Annotated in this window: 20 protein-coding genes and 1 riboswitch; of the genes, 17 read left to right on the plus strand and 3 right to left on the minus strand. The window is 31.1% G+C overall.

The genetic code is table 11. The annotated features are described in order from the left end of the window. Positions 1 to 28: 28 nt before the first annotated feature. A complete protein-coding gene (locus tag BD821_RS05480) occupies positions 29 to 268 on the minus strand; it encodes a FeoA family protein (protein ID WP_104409656.1) in 240 nt (79 codons plus the stop codon). Positions 269 to 492: 224 nt separating this feature from the next. Between BD821_RS05480 and BD821_RS05485 the strand changes: the two genes are divergently transcribed. Both BD821_RS05485 and BD821_RS05490 read left to right on the plus strand, forming a co-directional pair. Continuing rightward, the gene (locus BD821_RS05485; protein ID WP_104409657.1) at positions 493 to 984 is read left to right on the plus strand and encodes a metal-dependent transcriptional regulator; all 492 of its coding nucleotides are present in this window, start codon (positions 493 to 495) and stop codon (positions 982 to 984) included. Positions 985 to 1,196: 212 nt separating this feature from the next. After that, positions 1,197 to 2,102 carry a DUF2156 domain-containing protein gene (locus tag BD821_RS05490; protein WP_104409658.1) on the plus strand — a complete coding sequence of 302 codons (906 nt, stop codon included), beginning with the start codon at positions 1,197 to 1,199 and terminating at the stop codon, positions 2,100 to 2,102. Here BD821_RS05490 and BD821_RS05495 read toward each other — a convergent pair. Then, positions 2,083 to 3,390 carry a Na+/H+ antiporter family protein gene (locus BD821_RS05495; protein WP_104409659.1) on the minus strand — a complete coding sequence of 436 codons (1,308 nt, stop codon included), beginning with the start codon at positions 3,388 to 3,390 and terminating at the stop codon, positions 2,083 to 2,085. The two genes, BD821_RS05490 and BD821_RS05495, sit on opposite strands and share 20 nt — an antisense overlap. Before the next feature lie 260 nt (positions 3,391 to 3,650). Here BD821_RS05495 and folE point away from each other — a divergent pair, with 260 nt between their 5' ends. From folE to BD821_RS05520, 5 genes are read left to right on the plus strand one after another with little or no spacing between them, the layout of a single operon-like run. Then, on the plus strand, positions 3,651 to 4,211 hold the full coding sequence (gene folE / locus BD821_RS05500) for a GTP cyclohydrolase I FolE (RefSeq protein WP_104409660.1): 561 nt from the start codon (positions 3,651 to 3,653) through the stop codon (positions 4,209 to 4,211). Positions 4,212 to 4,232: 21 nt separating this feature from the next. Then, positions 4,233 to 5,072, plus strand: coding sequence for a dihydropteroate synthase (gene folP / locus BD821_RS05505; RefSeq protein ID WP_104409661.1), 840 nt, complete (start codon positions 4,233 to 4,235; stop codon positions 5,070 to 5,072). 1 nt (position 5,073) lies between these two features. Beyond that, positions 5,074 to 5,445, plus strand: coding sequence for a dihydroneopterin aldolase (gene folB, locus BD821_RS05510; protein WP_104409662.1), 372 nt, complete (start codon positions 5,074 to 5,076; stop codon positions 5,443 to 5,445). Next, on the plus strand, positions 5,438 to 5,908 hold the full coding sequence (folK, locus tag BD821_RS05515; RefSeq protein WP_104409663.1) for a 2-amino-4-hydroxy-6-hydroxymethyldihydropteridine diphosphokinase: 471 nt from the start codon (positions 5,438 to 5,440) through the stop codon (positions 5,906 to 5,908). The genes folB and folK overlap by 8 nt, the downstream gene beginning before the upstream one ends. Then, positions 5,905 to 6,387 (plus strand): HD domain-containing protein, encoded by a 483-nt coding sequence (locus tag BD821_RS05520; protein WP_242971463.1) that lies wholly within the window; start codon positions 5,905 to 5,907, stop codon positions 6,385 to 6,387. The genes folK and BD821_RS05520 overlap by 4 nt, the downstream gene beginning before the upstream one ends. Before the next feature lie 84 nt (positions 6,388 to 6,471). Here the strand turns inward: BD821_RS05520 and BD821_RS05525 are convergent, their stop codons facing one another. Further along, the gene (locus BD821_RS05525; protein WP_104409665.1) at positions 6,472 to 8,412 is read right to left on the minus strand and encodes an oxidoreductase; all 1,941 of its coding nucleotides are present in this window, start codon (positions 8,410 to 8,412) and stop codon (positions 6,472 to 6,474) included. A 128-nt stretch (positions 8,413 to 8,540) separates the two neighbouring features. Between BD821_RS05525 and BD821_RS05530 the strand changes: the two genes are divergently transcribed. The 10 genes from BD821_RS05530 to BD821_RS13765 all read left to right on the plus strand — a co-directional run bounded on the left by BD821_RS05530 (position 8,541) and on the right by BD821_RS13765 (position 20,303). Further along, entirely contained in the window at positions 8,541 to 10,106 is a 1,566-nt protein-coding gene (locus BD821_RS05530; protein ID WP_169994007.1) for a PucR family transcriptional regulator, read from the plus strand. Positions 10,107 to 10,223: 117 nt separating this feature from the next. Further along, on the plus strand, positions 10,224 to 10,862 hold the full coding sequence (locus tag BD821_RS05535; RefSeq protein ID WP_226104368.1) for a GntR family transcriptional regulator: 639 nt from the start codon (positions 10,224 to 10,226) through the stop codon (positions 10,860 to 10,862). 292 nt (positions 10,863 to 11,154) lie between these two features. Continuing rightward, positions 11,155 to 11,538 carry a GrdX family protein gene (locus BD821_RS05540; RefSeq protein ID WP_104409667.1) on the plus strand — a complete coding sequence of 128 codons (384 nt, stop codon included), beginning with the start codon at positions 11,155 to 11,157 and terminating at the stop codon, positions 11,536 to 11,538. 20 nt (positions 11,539 to 11,558) lie between these two features. Beyond that, on the plus strand, positions 11,559 to 12,845 hold the full coding sequence (locus tag BD821_RS05545; protein WP_104409668.1) for a glycine/sarcosine/betaine reductase component B subunit: 1,287 nt from the start codon (positions 11,559 to 11,561) through the stop codon (positions 12,843 to 12,845). Positions 12,846 to 12,869: 24 nt separating this feature from the next. Beyond that, positions 12,870 to 14,177, plus strand: coding sequence for a glycine reductase complex selenoprotein B (gene grdB, locus BD821_RS05550; RefSeq protein WP_104409669.1), 1,308 nt, complete (start codon positions 12,870 to 12,872; stop codon positions 14,175 to 14,177). A 120-nt stretch (positions 14,178 to 14,297) separates the two neighbouring features. Further along, positions 14,298 to 15,635 carry a sodium-dependent transporter gene (locus tag BD821_RS05555; protein ID WP_104409670.1) on the plus strand — a complete coding sequence of 446 codons (1,338 nt, stop codon included), beginning with the start codon at positions 14,298 to 14,300 and terminating at the stop codon, positions 15,633 to 15,635. 165 nt (positions 15,636 to 15,800) lie between these two features. Continuing rightward, positions 15,801 to 15,883, plus strand: a riboswitch (cyclic di-GMP riboswitch). Between the two features lie 91 nt (positions 15,884 to 15,974). Continuing rightward, entirely contained in the window at positions 15,975 to 16,706 is a 732-nt protein-coding gene (locus BD821_RS05560; RefSeq protein ID WP_104409680.1) for a prepilin peptidase, read from the plus strand. A gap of 40 nt (positions 16,707 to 16,746) precedes the next feature. Next, positions 16,747 to 18,438 (plus strand): GspE/PulE family protein, encoded by a 1,692-nt coding sequence (locus BD821_RS05565; RefSeq protein WP_104409681.1) that lies wholly within the window; start codon positions 16,747 to 16,749, stop codon positions 18,436 to 18,438. A 99-nt stretch (positions 18,439 to 18,537) separates the two neighbouring features. Next, entirely contained in the window at positions 18,538 to 19,740 is a 1,203-nt protein-coding gene (locus tag BD821_RS05570) for a type II secretion system F family protein (RefSeq protein WP_104409671.1), read from the plus strand. A gap of 146 nt (positions 19,741 to 19,886) precedes the next feature. Next, positions 19,887 to 20,303: a prepilin-type N-terminal cleavage/methylation domain-containing protein gene (locus BD821_RS13765; protein WP_104409672.1), complete on the plus strand. Its 417-nt coding sequence runs from the start codon at positions 19,887 to 19,889 to the stop codon at positions 20,301 to 20,303. Positions 20,304 to 20,681: the final 378 nt, after the last annotated feature.

Below are 20,681 nucleotides of genomic sequence, written 5' to 3' on the forward strand. Positions count from 1 at the left end.
TTTAAAATAAACTTTTATAAGTATTAGTTTAAAGTGCTTCTACCAAAATCATAGAAGACATTTCACTTCGAAGAGCAATGACAGTACCTCGAATAAGATACGCAATAGGGTCTCCAGAAGGACTTTTATGCAAAGGTTTTACTACAGTGTCATAGGTTAATCCTAAATCTAACATCCTCCTTCTTATTAGACCCTCAGAAGTAAGGTCTTTTACTTTGCAGCTTTTACCAAGGGGTAAAGAATTAAGTGGAATATAGCAATCATTCATATAAAAATAAACCTCCTATATTATTTTATTTAATACTAATAAGTTCGACGATTTAGTGTAGAGAAAGAAACTTTCCCTAAGCTAAGATATGATAAATACTTTCTAGGTGTTACTAGTATATATAAAATATAAGGTATTAAAAAATATAATTTTAATAGAAGAACATATTGATTAATTACTTTTTTCAATATGAGAAAAATGATATTAAAAAGGGTGGCGATTTAGTGACTGATGAATTTTATACTGTACGTGGATATGAATTGAGAAGAGAGGGAAAAGATATGATGACCCCTGCATTAGAAGATTATCTTGAAATGATTTATAGAAACTCAATGAATGAGGATTATATTAGAATAAATATACTTGCAAAGCTTTTAAATGTTAAGGACTCTTCAGCTTCAAAAATGGTAAAAAAACTAGGAGAGTTAAAGCTTGTTAATTATGAAAGGTACGGAATAGTAACCTTAACAGATGAGGGTAAAAAGCTAGGTGAGTTTCTACTAAATAGACATAACGTAATAGAAAACTTTTTATCTCTTATAGGATGCAAAGAGGACATTCTCCTTCAGGCAGAATTAATTGAGCATACTATTACTCCTGACACAGTGAATAATATAAAAATCTTAAATATTTTTTTTGAAAAGAACAAAGATGTACTAGAAAAATATACAAATTACAAAAGAGATATTATAGAAAGTAGTTTAAGGTTAAAATAGATAAAGGGAGGATAAAGTGTTATAATTATTAAAGATATTACTACTTTAAAATCATGAAATTTAAGTAGTAATCATGTCTACCTAGGCAAATAAATTATAGTTGATTTACATTTAATTATTATATAGCTGTTAATATATAAATTAAGAAATTTATTCGAAAAATTTAATGATAAATTTTGATTTAATCAAAACAATATACGGAAGGTGATTTAATGAATTTTAAGAAGCTTACATTAGAAGATAAAGAGTTGTTTGAAAAATATATATATCCATACAAATTTTTAAGTTGCGAGTATTCATTTACTACTTTATATATATGGAGAGAAGGTTGCGATGTCCAGTATGGAATTTATAAAGATGCTTTAATTATAAAGAAAAAAGACTTTAATGGAGATTATCACTTTATGCAGCCTCTAGGATATAAGGAAGAAGATTTAAAAGATATACTTAAATATTTAGCATCATGTAAAAAGGAAAACAATATAAAATATATATTCAAAGACTTAGAAGAAGATTTTGCATACAAGATAAAATGCATATGTAAAGAAAATGAAGATATTGCCATTATAGAAGATATCGATAACTTTGATTATTTATATGAATCAGAAAAGCTTATAAATCTCTCAGGAAAGAAGCTCCATGGAAAGAAAAATCATTATAATTCCTTTGTTAAAGGCTATGATTATAAGGTAAAAGATATTTCAGGAGAAGAAGTTATTGAAGGGGTAATAAATGCTACAAAAAAATGGTATCTAGAAAATAACAATGAAGATAAGATGCTTTATTATGAAACTGAATCTATAAAAGATATTGTTAGAAATATAGAGTTTCTTAACTTAAAGGGCATGGCAGTTTATGTAGATGATGAAGTAGTAGGATTTACATTAGGAGAAAAGCTTAATGAAAAGTTAGCTGTGATTCATGTAGAAAAAGGTGATGTAAACTACAAAGGAATTTATAGCTTTATTAATAGAACTTTTATAGATAAGTATTTTAATGATGTAGAAATAATAAATAGAGAACAGGATTTAGGAATAGAAGGACTTAGAAAGGCTAAACTTTCTTATAGTCCATTAAAACTAGAGAAAAAGTTTATTATTAATTGCCAAAAGGGATAAAAGAACCGAATATTATAAGAGGTATATTATAATGTAGGAATGTGGGTACACAGGTGTCCCAAATGTGATCATGTTGTCCATCTACATTTAGGCCTGATGTTGGTCCAAGTGTACTGTCAGATGCTGGTGAACCTGCATCCCCAAGGGCTGCTGCAACACCTATTAAAACTATGGTTGCTAGTGGAGAAAAACCAAGTTCTATAGCTAGTGGACAATAGATTGCAGCTATTATAGGAATGGTACCAAATGAACTGCCTATGCCCATGGTTACTATAAGTCCTACAAGTAACATTAATCCTGCACCTATGATTTTGCTGCCATTAACCATAATAGAAAGAGAAGAAACTAAAGATTCTACAGCTCCAGTCTTTCTTAAAACATCACCATAACCTGATGCAACCAGCATAATAAATGCAATTAGGCCCATTATTTTAATTCCACCATCAAGTAATTCATCAATTTCATTAAATTTAATTGCTCCTGAAACAAATATTATTATTAATGCTCCAAGTGCTCCAAGAGGAAGAGACTTTGTGATAACTTGAATTACAAATGCAGATATAGCTGCAATTAATACAAACCAATGTTTTGAGGTCATTTTAAGATTTTCATCATCAAACTTTTCTAAAGAATTCACTTCAATATCATGGTATTCCCTTGGTTTCCTATAAGTAAAAAATATAGCTACAAAAAGACCAATTACCATGCCTATACCTGGAAACCATAATACTTTAGCTACATCTGAGGTGGCTATTAATATGCCGCTTTTGTTCATTTCAGCACTTATAATACCATGAAATATAAGACCGAATCCTACAGGTAAAACTATATAAGGTGCTTTTAATCCAAATGTAAGGGCACAAGCCACTGCTCTTCTATCTATTTTAAGTTTGTTCATAAGTAAGAGTAAAGGTGGTATTAATATTGGAATATATGCTATATGAACTGGAATAAGATTTTGAGAAAAACAACCTATAAAAGCGAGTAATAATAAAAATACATATTTTTTTTCACCAATAATTTTGGATATCTTTTTTGCTAAAATTGAAGCAAGACCACTTTTATTTACTGCAACTGCTAATGCACCAAGGAGCACATAGCTTAGAGCGGTTTCAGCATTGCCACCCATTCCTCCAATTAGGGTATTCATTGTGCCCCCTAAAGACATGCCTGAAACTAAACCTGCCGTCATAGCTGCAATTAATATGGAAATTAATACATTAAGTTTAAAAAGACATAAAACTATCATTACAATAACTGATATAACAACTGGATTGAATAATAACATATTTTTCTCCTTTCTTTTAATATTTTATTTAACATTTTACTAGAAATTATCCATTATGTCTTTGTTTTTATTATTATATGAAGGATTTTATTATTATATATCTAATATATATTATAATTCATTGTTAAAAGGAAAATCACTCAAATTAAATAAGCGTGAATATTGTAAGTATTTAAACAGTTACCTTTATAAAGCATGAACTTTATGGTAAAGTAAGAACATAAATTACAATATTAAACTAGCTTATAAGGGGTGGGATTATGGATAATGAAAGAATAGAAAATGCTGTTAGAGAAATACTTTATGCTATAGGGGAAGATCCAGATAGAGAAGGATTATTAGACACACCAAAAAGAATGGCAAGGATGTATGAAGAGATTTTTTCGGGATTAAATGAAGATCCTAAAAAACATTTAGAGGTGTATTTTCAGGAAGAGCAATATGAAGAGTTAGTTTTAATTAAAGATATTCCATTTTATTCTGTTTGTGAACATCATTTAGTTCCCTTTTATGGAAAGGCTCATGTAGGATATTTGCCTAAGGGTGGTAGATTAACAGGTCTTAGTAAACTTGCAAGGGTTGTAGATTCTATTTCGAAAAGACCACAACTTCAAGAAAGGCTCACAGCTTCTATAGCTAATGCAATAGTTGAAAAACTTGACCCATATGGAGTTATTGTAGTAATAGAAGCTGAACATATGTGTATGACCATGAGAGGTGTTAAAAAACCAGGGTCCAAGACTATAACTTCTGCCGTAAGGGGCACATTTGCAACAGATCCTAAATCTAGAGCAGAAGTATTATCAATGATAAATAAATAATCATGGAGTATAGGAGGGACTATGAAAAAGATTAAAAAGGAAATAAAGGATATTAAGTTTTTAGATAAAAATATAAAACTTGGTGAAAGAACTTATATTATGGGGATTTTAAATGTTACTCCCGATTCATTCTCAGATGGTGGAGATTTTATAGACATACATAATGCGGTTAATCATGCAAAAGAGATGATTGAACTTGGTGTAGATATTATAGATGTTGGAGGGGAATCCTCTAGACCAGGTCATAAAAATATTACGGAAGAGGAAGAACTAAAAAGGGTAATTCCAGTTATTAAAAGACTTTCGGCTGAGACGGATGCAATAATTTCTTTGGATACCATAAGATCAGAAGTGGCAGAGGAAGCAATAAAAGAGGGAGTACATATAATCAATGATATATGGGGATTACAAAAGGATCCCAATATGGCAAAGGTAGCTGCAAAATATAAAATCCCCGTAATAATTATGCATAACCAAAATGGAACTGATTATAACAATATCATTGAGGATATTAAGGAGTTTTTTAAAAGGTCTGTAGCCATTGCTAAGGAGGCCGGAATTTCAGAGGATATGATAATATTAGATCCAGGCATTGGTTTTGGTAAGACTCCTGAGCAAAATATTATGGTGATGAGCAAGTTAGATGAAATAAAGTCTCTTGGGTATCCGGTATTACTTGGAACATCAAGAAAATCCATGTTAGGTAAGATTTTAGACTTACCACCAAAGGAGAGGGTGGAAGGGACTTTAGCAACTACAATATTAGGAATAGTACAAGGTGTAGACATAGTTAGAGTTCATGATGTACAAGAAAACTTAAGAGCTGTAAAGGTGGCAGATGCAATAATTAGAGGTGAATAATATGGATGAAATTATTATGGAGAATATGGCGTTTCATGGTTACCATGGAGTATTAAAAGAAGAAAAGGTATTAGGTCAAAGATTTTATGTAGATGCTAAGTTATATCTCGATTTAAAGAAGGCGGGTAAAAGTGATAATTTAAATGATACTGTTAGCTATGCTGAGGTATATAAAATTATAGAACATATTATGACTAAGGGAAAATTTGATTTATTAGAAGCGTTAGCTCACAAGATATGTAATGAGATATTATTATCTTATGAAAATATAGAAAATGTTGTTTTAAAGATTAAAAAACCTAGTGCTCCCGTAGTAGGTAATTTTGACTACTTTGCTGTTAAAATAAAAAGGAGTAGAGAAGATTATGAATAAAATATATCTTGGGCTAGGAAGTAATATTGGAGATACAAAAAAGAATATTGAGACAGCCATATCAATTTTAAGTAAAAAGGTAAACATAAAAGATAAATCTTCTTACTACGAAACAGAGCCTGTAGGTTTTAAAGACCAACCATGGTTTTTAAATATAGTTATTGAAGGTGAAACTAATTTAAGAGTAGAAGAGTTATTAAATTTTACTCAAAGCGTTGAAAGTGATATGAAACGGGTGAAGACATTCCTAAATGGGCCAAGAATTATAGATGTGGATATATTGTTATATAATGATGTGAACATAGCATCAGAAAGACTTACTGTACCGCATCCTCGTATGTATGAAAGAGCCTTTGTAATGGTTCCTTTATTTGAATTATCAAAAGATCTTATAATTAATGATATATCAATTGAGGATATTATTAAAAATCTTAAGGGGAAAGAAACTATAAAGAGGGTATGATGATGGATAGAATTACTTGTATTTTAAAAGATAAAGAGTTTAATATGTATCTAAAAAATAACGAAGAATTAGAAGAGGATAGGATTTTTTGTCATCATGATATTACTCATTTTTTAGATGTTTGTAGAGTAGCTACCATAATTAATCTAGAAAGGGGTCTTAATATAGATAAGGAATTAATATACGCAACAGGTCTGCTCCATGATATTGGTAGATGGGTAGAGTATAAGATAGGGAAAGATCACGCTATAGCAAGCGCAGAGCTAGCAAGAGAAATTCTTCAAAGATGTGGATTTACTAATGTAGAAATTGAACAAGTTGATTTAGCTATAAGGTCACATAGAAATAAAGAACATGTCACAGATTTAAGTAACATATTATACGAAGCAGATAAGATATCAAGGCCTTGTTTAAGCTGTAAGTCGAAAGATAAGTGCAAAAGGTTTTTAAATGGAGAGGTTTATAATTTTAAGTATTGATAAAAATAGGTGATTCTTAAAATATAAAAAGAAGTCAAAAGTTTAATATTACTTTTGACTTCTTTTTGAATTTAATTTTTCATATTATTCAAGAAAATATGACTTTTCAAATGCTGTGTGCATTGCTTCAGCAACTCTGCCTGGTTTTTCAGCATCTCCAAGTACTCTAACTATTGGAACAATTTTTTCTAGTCCATTTATCATGGAATTGTTTGAAACACTTCCAAGAGATAGAACTACTACATCAGCATCTCTATTTGAGATTGTATTATCTTTAGTATTTTGAAGTGAAACTTCATTTTCTTTAATTTCAACAAGCTTCATTGAAGGTATCATTTCTACGTTGTGTTTTTTTAATCTTGTAGTTACATCAATAAGATTTGGAAGGTATGCATCAGGGCCTATTTTATTTTGCATTTCAACCACTGTAACTTTATTACCTTGTACTGCAAGAAGTTCTGCAGTTTCAAGACCTGTCATACCTGATCCTACAACTACAACATTTTTGCCTTTAATATCTATTTTACCTTCTAAAACATCTATAACTGTGCATACTTCAGATTTGTCTATGCCAGGAAGCCTTGGAACTATTGGAGAAGCTCCTGTTGCAACAAAAACTGCGTATGGGCTTAATGACTTTATATCTTCTAATGTAGGTTCGCTATTTAGCCTTATGTCCACGCCAAGTTGATTAATTTGATATTCAAGACTATCTAAAAACCAATTAAGCTTTTCTTTTAGTGGAGGCTTGCTTCCAAGGTATACACTTCCACCAAGTACATCTTTCTTTTCAAATAGAACAGGTTTGAAGCCTTTAAGCGCAAGGATTCTTGCGGATTCCATTCCTGCAGGACCTCCACCCATTACAGCAACAACTCTTCCTTTTCCATTTTCTTTTATTTCGCCATATTCAAGTTCTCTTCCCATTCTTGCATTTACTGCACACTTAGTTGTTTCACATTGCATAAGTTTATCTATACAGTAAAGACAGGAAATACATGGCCTTATTTCATCTTCTCTATTTTCCATAGCCTTCTTTCCCCATTCAGGATCAGCTAAAAGTTGTCTACCAACTGCTACAAAGTCTACATTACCTTCTTTTAAAAGACTTTCAGCAAAATCTGGCTTTCTTATAACATCACAGGCTATTACAGGAATTTTAACAGTATCCTTTATACCTTGTGCAAGATGTCTTTTCCAACCTTGTGGATATGAGATAGGTTCTATTATAGTATTAACTGATTCGTAAGTACCAGCACTTACATTTATAGCATCAACACCTATACTCTCAAGGTACTTTGAAGCTTTTATAGCCTCATCAAGTTTGAATCCGCCATCTACAAATTCATCACCATCGATTCTTACTGATATAGGGAAGCTTGGACCACAGACACTCTTTATGCCCATTATGATTTCAGTTAAGATTCTCATTCTGCCCATAAGGTCTCCACCATATTTATCAGTTCTTAAGTTTGTAAGAGGGCTTAAAAATTGACCTAGTAAGTATCCGTGTGCTCCGTGTAGTTCAACTCCGTCAATTCCACCCATTTGTGCAATCTTTGCACCGGTTACAAATTTCTTAACCATAGCTTCAACTTCTTCAGTGGTCATCTCTCTTGGTAGTTCACCTATAGCTGAAGATGTAACAGCGCTTGGAGCAACAATTTGTCTTCCATCAATTAAATTTGAGTGACTTTGTCTACCAGGGTGATGAAGTTGAAGGAATATTTTCGAATCATATCGATGTACTGCTCTTGAAAGTTTTTCAAGTCTTGGGATTTGATTAAGGTTATTTGCACAAAGTTGATTTGGAGTTCCAACTCCGGTTTCATTATCAACACGTGTTATTTCAGTAATTATGAGGCCGGCGCCTCCCTTTGCTCGTTCTTCGTAAAACCTTATCATTTCATCTGAGGCTTCTCCAGTTGAGGTTGCTAGTGATGTTCCCATTGCAGGCATTACTATTCTATTTTTGATTTCAAGCTTACCTATCTTTCCTTTTGAAAAAAGATTTTCGTAATTCATAAAATGCACCTCCATTAATTTATTAATATAAATATATCAATTAAAGCTTTTGATTACATCATACTTTACATTGAAAGTTGTTGACCTTATTGTGCATACTGCACTATAATAAGAGAGAGGTGATGTTGATGGGAGTCAACTTTAGCAAGGTGTGTAAGCACTTTTCAGCAAGGTATATAAATGTATTAAGATGTGATAAAAATTTAACATTATTTAAAGATGTAAAGTTAATAACAAAAGATCAAAGTACTTTTTCAAAGGATATAATTTATATTGGAAACATGTCTTTTGTTGAATCTAAGATTAATGATGCTATAGGGGCAACATTTATCCTTATAAATGATTCAAAATTTCCTTTAGAAAAGTTACCTAAGAATGATTTGAATGTAATTGAACTTAAAGATTCCGAAGATATATACGAGATATTTAACTATACAAGGGATCTTTTTCTTGAAGATATTGAAATAGTTCGTGAAACCTCAACTTTATTAAATGCAGCTATTATGGATAATGGACTTGATTATATAATTAAGGTTGCATCAGAGATCTTATGTAATCCTATTATAATAGTAGATATTAATTATAAAATACTTGCAAATTCAACCTTAGATGATATTACAGATAAATATTGGAGAAAAAATATTAAAAAAGGATACTGCTCTTATGATTTTATATCGGAAATAAAAAAGATGAAGGATATGCAAATAGGTATAAAATCTAATGAACCCTTTGAAGTTGTATGCAAGGGAAGCCCCGTAATAAAGCTTGTATCTGTGATTAAAATAGGTAATACACACGTAGGAAATATTATTCTTTTATCTTGTAAGAGAAAACTTTTACCAAAGGATAATGAGCTTTTAGTACTCACAAGTAAAATTGTTGCAGCAGAAATGAAGAAGGATAGTTTTTATAAAAATACAAAAAATATAGCTTATGAGAGAATTATTTATGATATCCTTGATGGGAAGCTAAGTAATAAAGAAGTTTTTAATGAAAGAATAAAAAATTCAAATGCAAAGTTTCCAAAAAGGATATCTGTATTTGTGTTTGATATTTCTAACTATAGCTCTTATAGGAGGCAATCAAATTATCTTACAGATACCTTTAATTTATTATTTCCTTTAAAAGATTTAGTATACTATAAAGATAATATTATATTAATAAATGATAATGAAAAGGTGGATGAACCTTTACAAGAACAAGAAAAGTTAAAAGAATTTTTAACAGAAAATAAAATTTATCTTGGAATTAGTAAAGAGTTTTCTAATATGATTGAATGTCAAAAGTATTATTTTCAATCAATAAAAGCAATAAAGATAGGTAAGATAAGAAATCCTAAAGATTTCATTATTAACTACAGAGATATTCAATTTTATGATTTACTATCTCTTAAATCAGATGAATTAAATTATGAAGAATATTATCATCCTGCTTTGTCTAAATTGAAGGAATATGATAAGATTAATAAGACAGATTTTTACAACACCTTGTTTGTTTATTTAAAAAATAACCAAAGCATACAAAATACTTCAGATGAACTGCTTATCCATAGGAATACTACGAGATATAGGATTCAAAAAATTGTTGATGTAACTCACTTAGATGTTTTAGATAATGAAGATATGTTTAACATATATGTGTCTTATAAAATTGCTGATTACCTTGAAAAGTTTAAAAGGTATAGTAAAGTTTAATTAAAAAGTATTAGATTATGTAGGATATAATACCTTAAAGGTTTTCACTTAATGTTTAAATAAAGTATAACATGTGTTATTATTATTGTTACTATTTTGCATAAGGGGCTTGATATTGTGGATAAAATTATAAACACGGATGAAATATATGAAATTTTAAAAAAGAGGATTGTTAATATAGAATATGAACCAGGGCAAGTTCTTAATGAAGAGGATATTGCAACTGAGTTTAAGGTTAGCAGAACTCCTATAAGAAAGATATTCCAACAACTAAATGCGGATAAATTAATTAATATAATTCCAAGGTTTGGGGCTCAAGTTACGCCTATAGACTTTAAATATATGAAATCTGTATTTGAAGTAACAAGAGAGATTGATCCTTTTGCAGCAAGGCTTGCAGCAATCAGGATTTCAAAAGCTCAAATTGAAGAGCTTGAAGAAATAATGGATAGGTTTCAAACTTATGATTTGGACAAAGACTACCAAAAGGCAATAAATGATGATGAAAGATTTCATGATATTATATTTTTAAGTAGTGGGAATCAGTGTCTTGCGGATTTATTAAAAGGCTTACATCTACATACTGAAAGACTTTGGCATTATTCTGAGCAGTATATTGATAGTATGGATATATTTACAGATACCTTAGGAAAGGTCTTAAAGGCTATAAAAGAGAAAAACTATGAAGATGCAGAAAAGTATGCAAGAGAGCATATAGATGCTTTTGTTGAAAAGATAAAACAAGAAATGTTATAAAATATATTAGGTATAAATTCCCTTAGGTTTTTAAAAAATTAATATTAAAGCCTGAAATTAACTTGTAATTTAAAAACAAGTTGATTTCAGGCTTTTTTTATTTTTATTAAAAGATATATAAATTTAAAAAAACTTTTTAAATAAAAGGATTATCGATTTATATGTAGAATATACTACTAGAGAACATATGAAATACATTATGTATACTATGAGTATTCAAAGTGTATGTATGTTTAAAAAATAATTTATGGATGAGCTGAAATATGAAAAGGATTTTGTAAGGAGGGATTACTTGGATTATCAAATAATTACCAACAACCCAGTGGTAAAGAATGAATTTGAAAATGTATATTTTGTTGATGGTGATTTTCAAGAGGTAATGGTTAAAGTTAGAGATATGGTTCATCAGGGGTACGATCTTATTAGTCATCCACTAGGTGCAAGTATAAGAATAGCTTTTTCTCCTTTTCGTTCAATAATAATTGGACAAAGGAATAATAAAATTAATCCTATTCATGTGGGAATTATTGAAAACAGTATCATTAGTTTAAAAAATCTTACTGAAGGGAGGGTAGCGGATAGAAAAAATGATGATGATTATTCTTTAGTTGATAGAGAACTTTTAATATCAACATTAGAGTCTTTTGAAAAGGAATATATTAGTAAATGTGTCTAATTTATTTGGAGGTGATTTTTTTGAAATTGGAACTTGGAAGAATTCATATAAAAGATATGCAGTTTGGGGAAAAAACTGCTGTAAATCATGGAGTTTTGACAGTAAACAAAGAAGAATTAATATTATGGCTTAAGGAAGACAAAAAGATCAAAGAAGTTAAGGTGGATATTGCAAGACCTGGAGAAAAGGTAAGAATAATACCTGTAAAAGATGTTATAGAACCTAGAGTTAAAGTTGAAGGTGAAGGTAATGGATTTCCAGGAGTGTCAACAAAAATTGCACAACTTGGAGATGGAAAGGTTAATGTACTTTATGGAGCAGCTATTGTTACAGTTGGTGACATAGTAGGATTTCAAGAAGGTGTAATTGATATGTGGGGCGAGGGAGCAAAGTGGACACCATTTTCAAGTACTTATAATTTAGTTGTGGATATTTCACCTATTGAAGGACTTGATCCACACGAACATGAAGCAACTGTTAGAATGGCTGGACTTAAGGCAGCTGAATTTGTAGGAATGGCTGGAAAAGAAGCTAAAGTTGATGAGATTTTGACCTATGAAATGGGTAGTATAGATGATGAAAAAGAAAAGTATCCTAACTTACCTAAGGTTTTATATGTAGAAATGCTGATTTCACAAGGACTACTTCATGATGGATATATATATGGGGTAAATAGTAAGTTAATACTTCCAACCTTAATTCATCCAAATGAAGAGCTTGATGGTGCAGTAATTAGTGGTAATTGTGTTGCAGCTTGCGATAAAATCACAACTTATCAACATCAAAATAACTCAGCAATTTTGGATTTGTATTCAAAGCATGGTAAGGAAATAAACTTTCTTGGAGTAGTATTAACTCCAGAACTTACAACACTTGAAGGAAAGTTTAGAACCTGTGATTACACTACTAAGCTATGCAAAATGCTAGGTGCAGATGGTGTAATTATATCAGAAGAAGGATATGGAAACCCTGACTCGGACCTTTTAATGATTTGTAAAAGACTAGAGGGCTTTGGAATTAAAACTGTTTTAATTACAGATGAATGTTCTGGAAGAGATGGAATGTCACAACCTTTGGCGGATACAACACCTGAAGCTGTTGCAGTAGTGTCTGCAGGAAATGTTAGCCATGTTGTAACTCTTTCACCTGCAGATAGAATAATAGGAAGCGCAAAAGCTATTGAAACCTTAGCTGGTGGATGGGACGGTTCTTTATTAGAAGATGGAACCTTAATGTGTGAATTAAATGCTGTGATAGGTGCTACATCAGAAATAGGCTATCATAACTGTACAGTTGATTTGTATTAATTATTTTAGAAAGGGGGATTAATTATGTCAGATAAATTTAAGGTGTTATATTATGTAAATCAGTTCTTCGGACAGGTAGGTGGAGAGGAAAAGGCTGGAATGAAACCTGTATTTGATGAAAAGATCATAGGTCCAGCTCAAGGATTTAGCAAATTAATAAAGGATGAAGGAGAAATAGTTGGAACCATAATATGTGGGGATAATTATTTTAATGAAAATAAAGAGGAAGCTTTAAATTATATTCTTAATGTAGTTAAAGAAACTAAACCTGATATTGTTGTAGCGGGACCAGCATTTAATGCAGGTAGGTATGGAATGGCTTGTGGTGAAATATCTAAAGCAATTGTAGAAAAATTAAATATCCCAGCAATTACAGGAATGTATATAGAAAATCCAGGTATTGATACATGTAAAGACAAGGTTATAATTGTAAAAACCACAGACTCAGCAGGAAGTATGCGAAAGGCATTACCTGTTATGGCTGCTGTAGCTAAAAAGATTGTAAAGGGAATAGAACTTGGATTACCAGAACATGAGGGGTACATACCTCAAGGAAGAAGATTAACAGTGTTTTCAGAAAAAAGAGGATCACAAAGAGCAGTAGACATGCTTTTGGCTAGACTAAAGGGTGAAGAGTTTGAAACTGAACTTCCAATGCCAGTATTTGATAAGGTACCGCCAGCTGATGCAATAAAAGATTTAAGCAAAGCAACTATAGCTCTAGTAACTAGTGGTGGAATAGTACCTATTGGAAATCCAGACAGAATTCAATCAGCAAGCGCACAAAAGTGGGGCAAATATGATATAAGCAGTAAAAGTGAACTTGGATCAGACTACTTTACTATTCATGGTGGATATGACCCAGTTTATGCAAATGAAAAGCCAGATAGAGTAGCACCACTTGATATTATGAAACAATATGAAGGTGAAGGTTATATTGGAAAGGTATACGATTACTTCTACACTACAACAGGAACAGGAACTTCCGTTGGAAATTCCATTAAGTTTGGTGAGGAAATAGGTGCTGAACTTAAGGCTGCAGGTGTGGATGGAGTTATATTAACTTCTACATGAGGAACTTGTACACGTTGCGGTGCAACAATGGTAAAAGAAATTGAAAGATATGGCATCCCTATAATCCATATGGCTACTATAACTACAATTTCAGAATCTGTAGGTGCAAATAGGATAGTGCCTACAATTGCAATCCCATATCCAGTAGGAGACCCAAGTTTAAAACCTGAAGGCGAATTAGAGCTAAGAAGAGATATGGTTAAAAAAGCTTTAAATGCTTTGGCTACAGAAATAACTGAAATAACTCAATTTGAATAAATAGAACTAAGTTTACTTCGGAATATTTTTAAAAGTATTCCGAAGTAAATTATACATATTTATTTATTTAAATTTTGAACCTTATTTTTGTATTTAAATCAAGGTGAAAGGGTGAAGGGTATGGAGAAAAGAGAGAATTGGGGAAGTAGATTTGGGTTTATTATGTCTGCAGCAGGATTTTCTATAGGCCTTGGAAGTTTGTGGAGATTCCCATATTTGACAGGTAAGTACGGTGGTGGAGCTTTTGTGTTTGTATATGTAGTAATATGTATTTTAATAGGTATACCGCTTTTTACCATGGAAATGAGTTTAGGTAGAAAGACACAATTAAACGCAGTACAAGGTATGCGGTCTTTAACAAAGAAGGGAAGCCCTTGGGTATTATTTGGATGGTTTGGAGTGTTATCAGCCTTTGTGATTTTATGTTATTATATACAAATAGCAGGGTGGACATTAGCTTATCTATTTAAAATGGTATCAGGGCAGCTTTCAGGGTTAACGGCTGAAGGGTATTCGAAAGTCTTTAGTGATTTTACATCTAATACTCTTAGTGTAAGTTTATTTACAATAGTTTGTATAATAATTACTGGCATTATATCATCAAGAGGTCTTGAAAAGGGCATTGAAAAGGCATGTAAAATAATGATGCCAGCTTTATTTGTTATGATGATTATTTTGGCAATAAGATCAGTGACTCTTCCTGGTGCTATGGAAGGTCTAAAATGGTACTTAAAGGTAGACTTTTCAAAAATTGATGGTAGCATACTTCTTGCAGCTCTTGGGCAATGTTTCTTTTCAGTTGGTATTGCAAGTGGTGGAGCATTTATATATGGAAGTTATCTTAAAAAAGATAGTGATATACCAACAGATGCATCAATAATAGTATCAGCAGTTACAGCTATGGGTTTATTATCTGGTATAATAATATTTCCAGCAGTATTTGCATTAGGACTAAGCACTGACGGTGGTTCTAGCACATTATTTGTAACCATGTCAAATCTATTTTCTAAAATACCCGCAGGTAACGTTTTTGGGGCCATGTTTTTCTTATTAGTGTTATTTGCAGCTATTTCTTCAGTTATTGGATATTTAGAACCAATAGTAGTTGTTGTATCTGAATTATTTAAAGTTGAAAGAAAAAAGTCAGTATGGTTATGTTTAATAGCTGTATTTATAGTAGGGTTTCCAACAATATTAGCACAGGGACCATGGGCACATATTCAGATTGGTGGAAGAAATCTTTTTGATTTTGCTGATTATCTTTCAGGAAATATACTAATGCCTTTGGGAGCTCTAATACTATCTTTCTACACCTTATTTGTATGGAAATTTAATAAATATAGAGAAGAAACAAATGTAGGAGCTAAGCAATTAATGGTGTATAAATGGTGGGGACCGTTGGTTAAAGTTATTATTCCAGTAGCGTTAGTTATAATTTTTATAACAGGATTATTTTAAAGAATAATTCTTATAAATTTTATATAAAGTTAATGTATAAAAGTTTCAGTAAAAGCCCTAAGAGTGCATTTCTTAGGGCTTTTATATATCCTAAAATATATTATAAATATTACTTGATTTATCCATTAATAACAGTTAATATTGTAATTAAGTAACAACTATTAAATTAGTGGAGGAAACGTTGAAGTATATACTTATGTGGGCACTTTGTATATATGGAGTTTATAGTGCAACCGGCCTTTATATTAGAGGCCTTTTTTTGTACAAAAAAATAGTAAATAGAGATAATTTTATAATGAGAAAGAAGTGATAAAAATTTTTTTATACATTGCTATTTTTATGCTTGGTGCAATTATTGGAAGCTTTTTAAATGTGTGCATATATAGAATACCACTTGGTGAATCCATATCTTATCCTCCATCTCACTGTACTAATTGTAATACAAGACTAAAATGGCATGACCTTATTCCAATATTTAGTTATTTAATACTAAGAGGTAAATGTAAGTATTGCAAAGAAAAAATATCACTTAAATACCCTAGCATAGAATTTTTGACAGCTGCTGCATTTTTGATTACCTATATTAATTATGGATTATCATTATATCTTATAAAATATATTATATTATGGTGCTTTTTAATAGTGATCTCCATTATTGATATAAAATTTCAAGATGTATATGCTGTAACTACAATTCCAGCCATTATTATTGGTGTTATTATAGCCATTATTGAAAATATGATTTATTTTACACCATTTTGGAACTATCTTTTAGGTGGAGCTATAGCAGGAGGCATAATAGCCTTAATAGTTTATATTACAGGAGGAATGGGAAAGGGAGATATTGAAATTTCAGCTCTTTGCGGAGTATTTATAGGATGGAAGTATTCTATAATAATGATTTTTCTTTCATTTATTATAGGGGCAATAATTGGGGTTATATTAATTGTTTCTAAAAAAAGAAGCAGGAAAGATTATATAGCTTTTGGGCCATTTATAGCCTTAAGTGCTTTATTTACAGTATTTTATGGAAGTCATATTTTGAATTATTATGTTGGTTTATTTACATAAAAAAGAATTGTTTAGATATAAGGAGTATGAATTAATGGCAATGGATGGAGTATTAAAAAGAAGGCTCGGGGATCTACTGGTTGGAGCTGGAAAGATAACTAATTTTCAATTACAAGAATCTCTGAAAAAACAAAGAATTTCAGGTAAGAAAATAGGGGAAGTTCTTATTGAGGAAGGGATTGTAACTGTAGAAGATATATTAGAAGTTTTAGAAAAGCAAACAGGAATAGAAAGAGTGAATTTAGAGCTTTTAACCATAGATAAAAAGGCTATTAAATTGGTGCCTCAAAGCATGTGTACCAAAAATGATTTAGTACCCTTTGGCTTTAATGAAAACAAGATAAAGGTAGCAATGTGGGACCCTTTAAACATTTTTGCAGTAGATGATATAGCCATAGCTTCAGGATTTCAGGTAGAAATCTATTTATCCACTAAGGAGGAAATTAGGCGAACTATTGAAAGGTGTTATTCCGATGAACAAGTATTTAAGGCGGCAGAGGAATTATCAAAGGAAAAACAAGGAGATGCTAAAAATCAAAGCTCTATAGAAGAAAGTTTCGATGATATAAAAAATGCTCCAGTGGTTAAAATGATAGATTATCTCATAAAAAATGCTATAGAGCAAAGAGCTAGCGATATTCATATAGAACCTTATGAAAAGATTGTAAGGATACGATATAGAGTGGATGGGCAACTTCAATATGTGTCCACACTTCCAATAGACAGTTTGCCCTCTATTGTAACAAGAATAAAGATAATGGCTAATTTAAATATTGCAGAAAAGAGAGTACCGCAAGATGGAAGGATAATAACTAAGGTAGGAAATAAGGATATAGATCTTAGAGTATCTATACTTCCTATGATTAATGGGGAGAAAGTGGTAATAAGGGTTCTTAGTCGGGAAAACTATGAAATAGGTAAAGACAGCCTTGGTATGACTGAAGAAGAACTTGGAAAACTCAACAATATAATTAAAAGTACATATGGAATAATCCTTGTTACAGGACCTACAGGTAGCGGGAAATCTACTACTTTATATACTACATTAAAAGAACTTAATGATGAGGGTAAGAACATAATTACTATAGAAGATCCTGTGGAATACACTATGGATGGTATAAATCAAGTAAATGTAAACACAAAATCAGGACTTACCTTTGCAAATGGTCTAAGATCCATATTAAGACAGGATCCAGATATAGTTATGGTAGGTGAAATAAGAGATAGTGAAACAGCACAAATAGCTGTAAGAGCAGCAATAACAGGACATTTAGTGTTAAGCACTCTCCATACAAATGATGCACCCTCCTCAGTGGTAAGACTTGTAGATATGGGCATAGAGCCTTACCTAGTATCTACTTCTATAAGTGGTGTTATAGCTCAAAGACTAGTTAAAAAGATCTGTCCTAAATGTAAAAAGGACTATTTAGCATCAGAACAAGAAAAAATAATTTTGGGATTAGATATTGAGGAAGATGTAGTGATATATAAAGGTGAAGGTTGTGCCTTTTGTAATAATACAGGCTATATGGGGCGAACTGGGGTCTACGAAATAATGGAAATTTCAAGAAAACATAAAGAAGCTATATTGAACTCTAAAAGCCCAGATGAAATTAGAGATTTATCTATAAAAAATGGCATGAAAACTTTAGGGGTTTCTTGTAAGGAAATGGTGTTAAAAGGTGTAACAACAGTAGAAGAATTAGTGAAAATTGCATATTTAAAAGAATAGTTAATATAACAATATTGTTACATAGTATGTTAAAAAAAGACAGAAACATCTATATTAGTGTAGGAAGGTTTGTGTTTACCATAAGGGGGTGATATATAAGTGCCAAACTATAAGTATAAAGCTATGAATACAGAGGGGCAAAGGATAGAAGGAACCTACAGTGGTGATTCTAAGGAAGCTGTTATGGACATGATTAAATCTAATAGCTATTATCCTTTAAAAGTAGAAGAGCTTAGAGAAAAAACAAATCTTGATATTGGAAGATTTAAAAAGGTAAGCACCAAGGATATATCTATATTTTGTAGGCAATTTTATACTATGTTAGATGCAGGAAGCTCTATAAATAGTTCTCTTCATATACTTGCACTTCAGCTTCCAAATAAAAAGTTAAAAGAAGCTATAGCTCTTGTAGAAGATGAAGTTAGGAAAGGATCTACCCTTTCAGAAGCTATGTCGAATCAACAAGAAGTATTTCCGGAGTTATTAGTTAGCATGGTAGAGACAGGAGAAGTTAGTGGTAACTTAGATTCAGTTATGTTAAGAATGTCCAAGCATTATGAAAAAGAAAATAGAATAAACAATAAGATAAAGAGTGCCATGATATATCCATTAGTTTTAGCGGTAGTTGCTATATCAGTTATTGTATTTATACTAGCCTTTATAATGCCAATGTTTGTAGATATGTTTAAAGATGGTGGAATTGAACTTCCACTCTCCACAAGGATACTACTTAGTGCAAGTAACGGAATAAAATCCCACGGTATTTTAATATTAATAATATTAATTTTAATAGGATTTTTCATAAATTACTATTTTAAAAGTGAATCTGGAAAGGAATTTTCCAGCAAATTTAAGTTAGCTTTTCCAGTGATTAAAAGATTAAATCAAAAGATAATAGTATCAAGATTTACAAGAACGTTATCTACGGTATTAGCTAGTGGAATTCCTTTGGTACAAGCCCTTGGCGTGGTAAATGGAGTAATAGGCAATAGGGTAGCTGAAAGAGAACTAGAAATAGTAAAAGATAAGGTAATTAAAGGAGAGGGCCTGGCAGAGCCTATAGCTGAAAGTAAAATATTTCCTGTAATGCTGTCTTCTATGATTAAAATAGGAGAAGAGTCTGGATCCTTAGATGATATATTAAACAAAACCGCAGATTTTTATGACGAGGAGCTAGAAAATGAAATACAAACTGCCACAGCGTTAATAGAACCAATAATGATAGCAGTGATGGGACTAATACTAGGATTTATAATAATATCTATAATAACTCCAGTGTTTGGAATGTACAACACCGTTTAAGAATTAAAGGACAAGGGCAAAGTGGCAAAACTTTAAGCTTTAAAGGTACAAATTAAGAAGTAATAAAATAGTTTCAACATAGAAGGTATATTAGGCTGAATTTACAGCCATAAATATAAATATTCAAATCATAGGAGGAATACAAAATGAAAGAATTATTAACAAAAGAAAGAAAAAAGAAAAAAGGTTTTACACTAATCGAACTTATCATAGTCTTAGCAATAATAGCCATCATAGCAGCTATAGCAATACCAAACTTTACAAAGGTAAGAGCGGATTCAAAGGTTAAGGCAGATACACAAAGTGCAGAAACTATAAGAAGGATAACACTTACTAAACTAGCAAGTGGTGATATAAAACTAGATGGTGAAAAAGCTTTAAAAATTACAGTAACCCCTCAGGAAGATAAGCCAGTTAAAATTGAACCTGCTGCTGAAGGATTAACTGCAGAGGATTTTAAAGAAGTTAAAAAACCACAACAAGATGGTGTAGAAGCTTATATTATAGATATTGATAAAGATGGAAATGTAACGGTTACAGTTGGAACTAAAGTAGTTAAATAAGAACTAATATATATTATATGATAGTGTTAACTAATCTATGAAAAAACAGATTAAAAATTTTAAGATTTAAATTACACTTTGAAAAATGAAAATGTGCTCTAAAAGAATGAAGTGTTACTTTTTCTTTCACCAGAACCTTTAAATTTACTCTCGAAAATTAAAAAAGAGCAACAAGAATACACCTTTTCAGACTGTTTCTTTTTAACAAAACCGCTGATAGGTGAAAAGATTTATTGTATCAATAGATAAATCATAGATTTGTCTATACAACTTGATTTTTTAGTATAAGTTGTTGTGAAAGTTCAATTAACTTTTGCCATTTTCCTGGCATGGTAGAAATTCTTTCAAGCTCAGGGATGGGGTTTAATGGTTCAAAGT

It is taken from the genome of Clostridium algidicarnis DSM 15099 (assembly GCF_002934235.1).
Lineage (GTDB): Bacteria > Bacillota > Clostridia > Clostridiales > Clostridiaceae > Clostridium_L > Clostridium_L algidicarnis.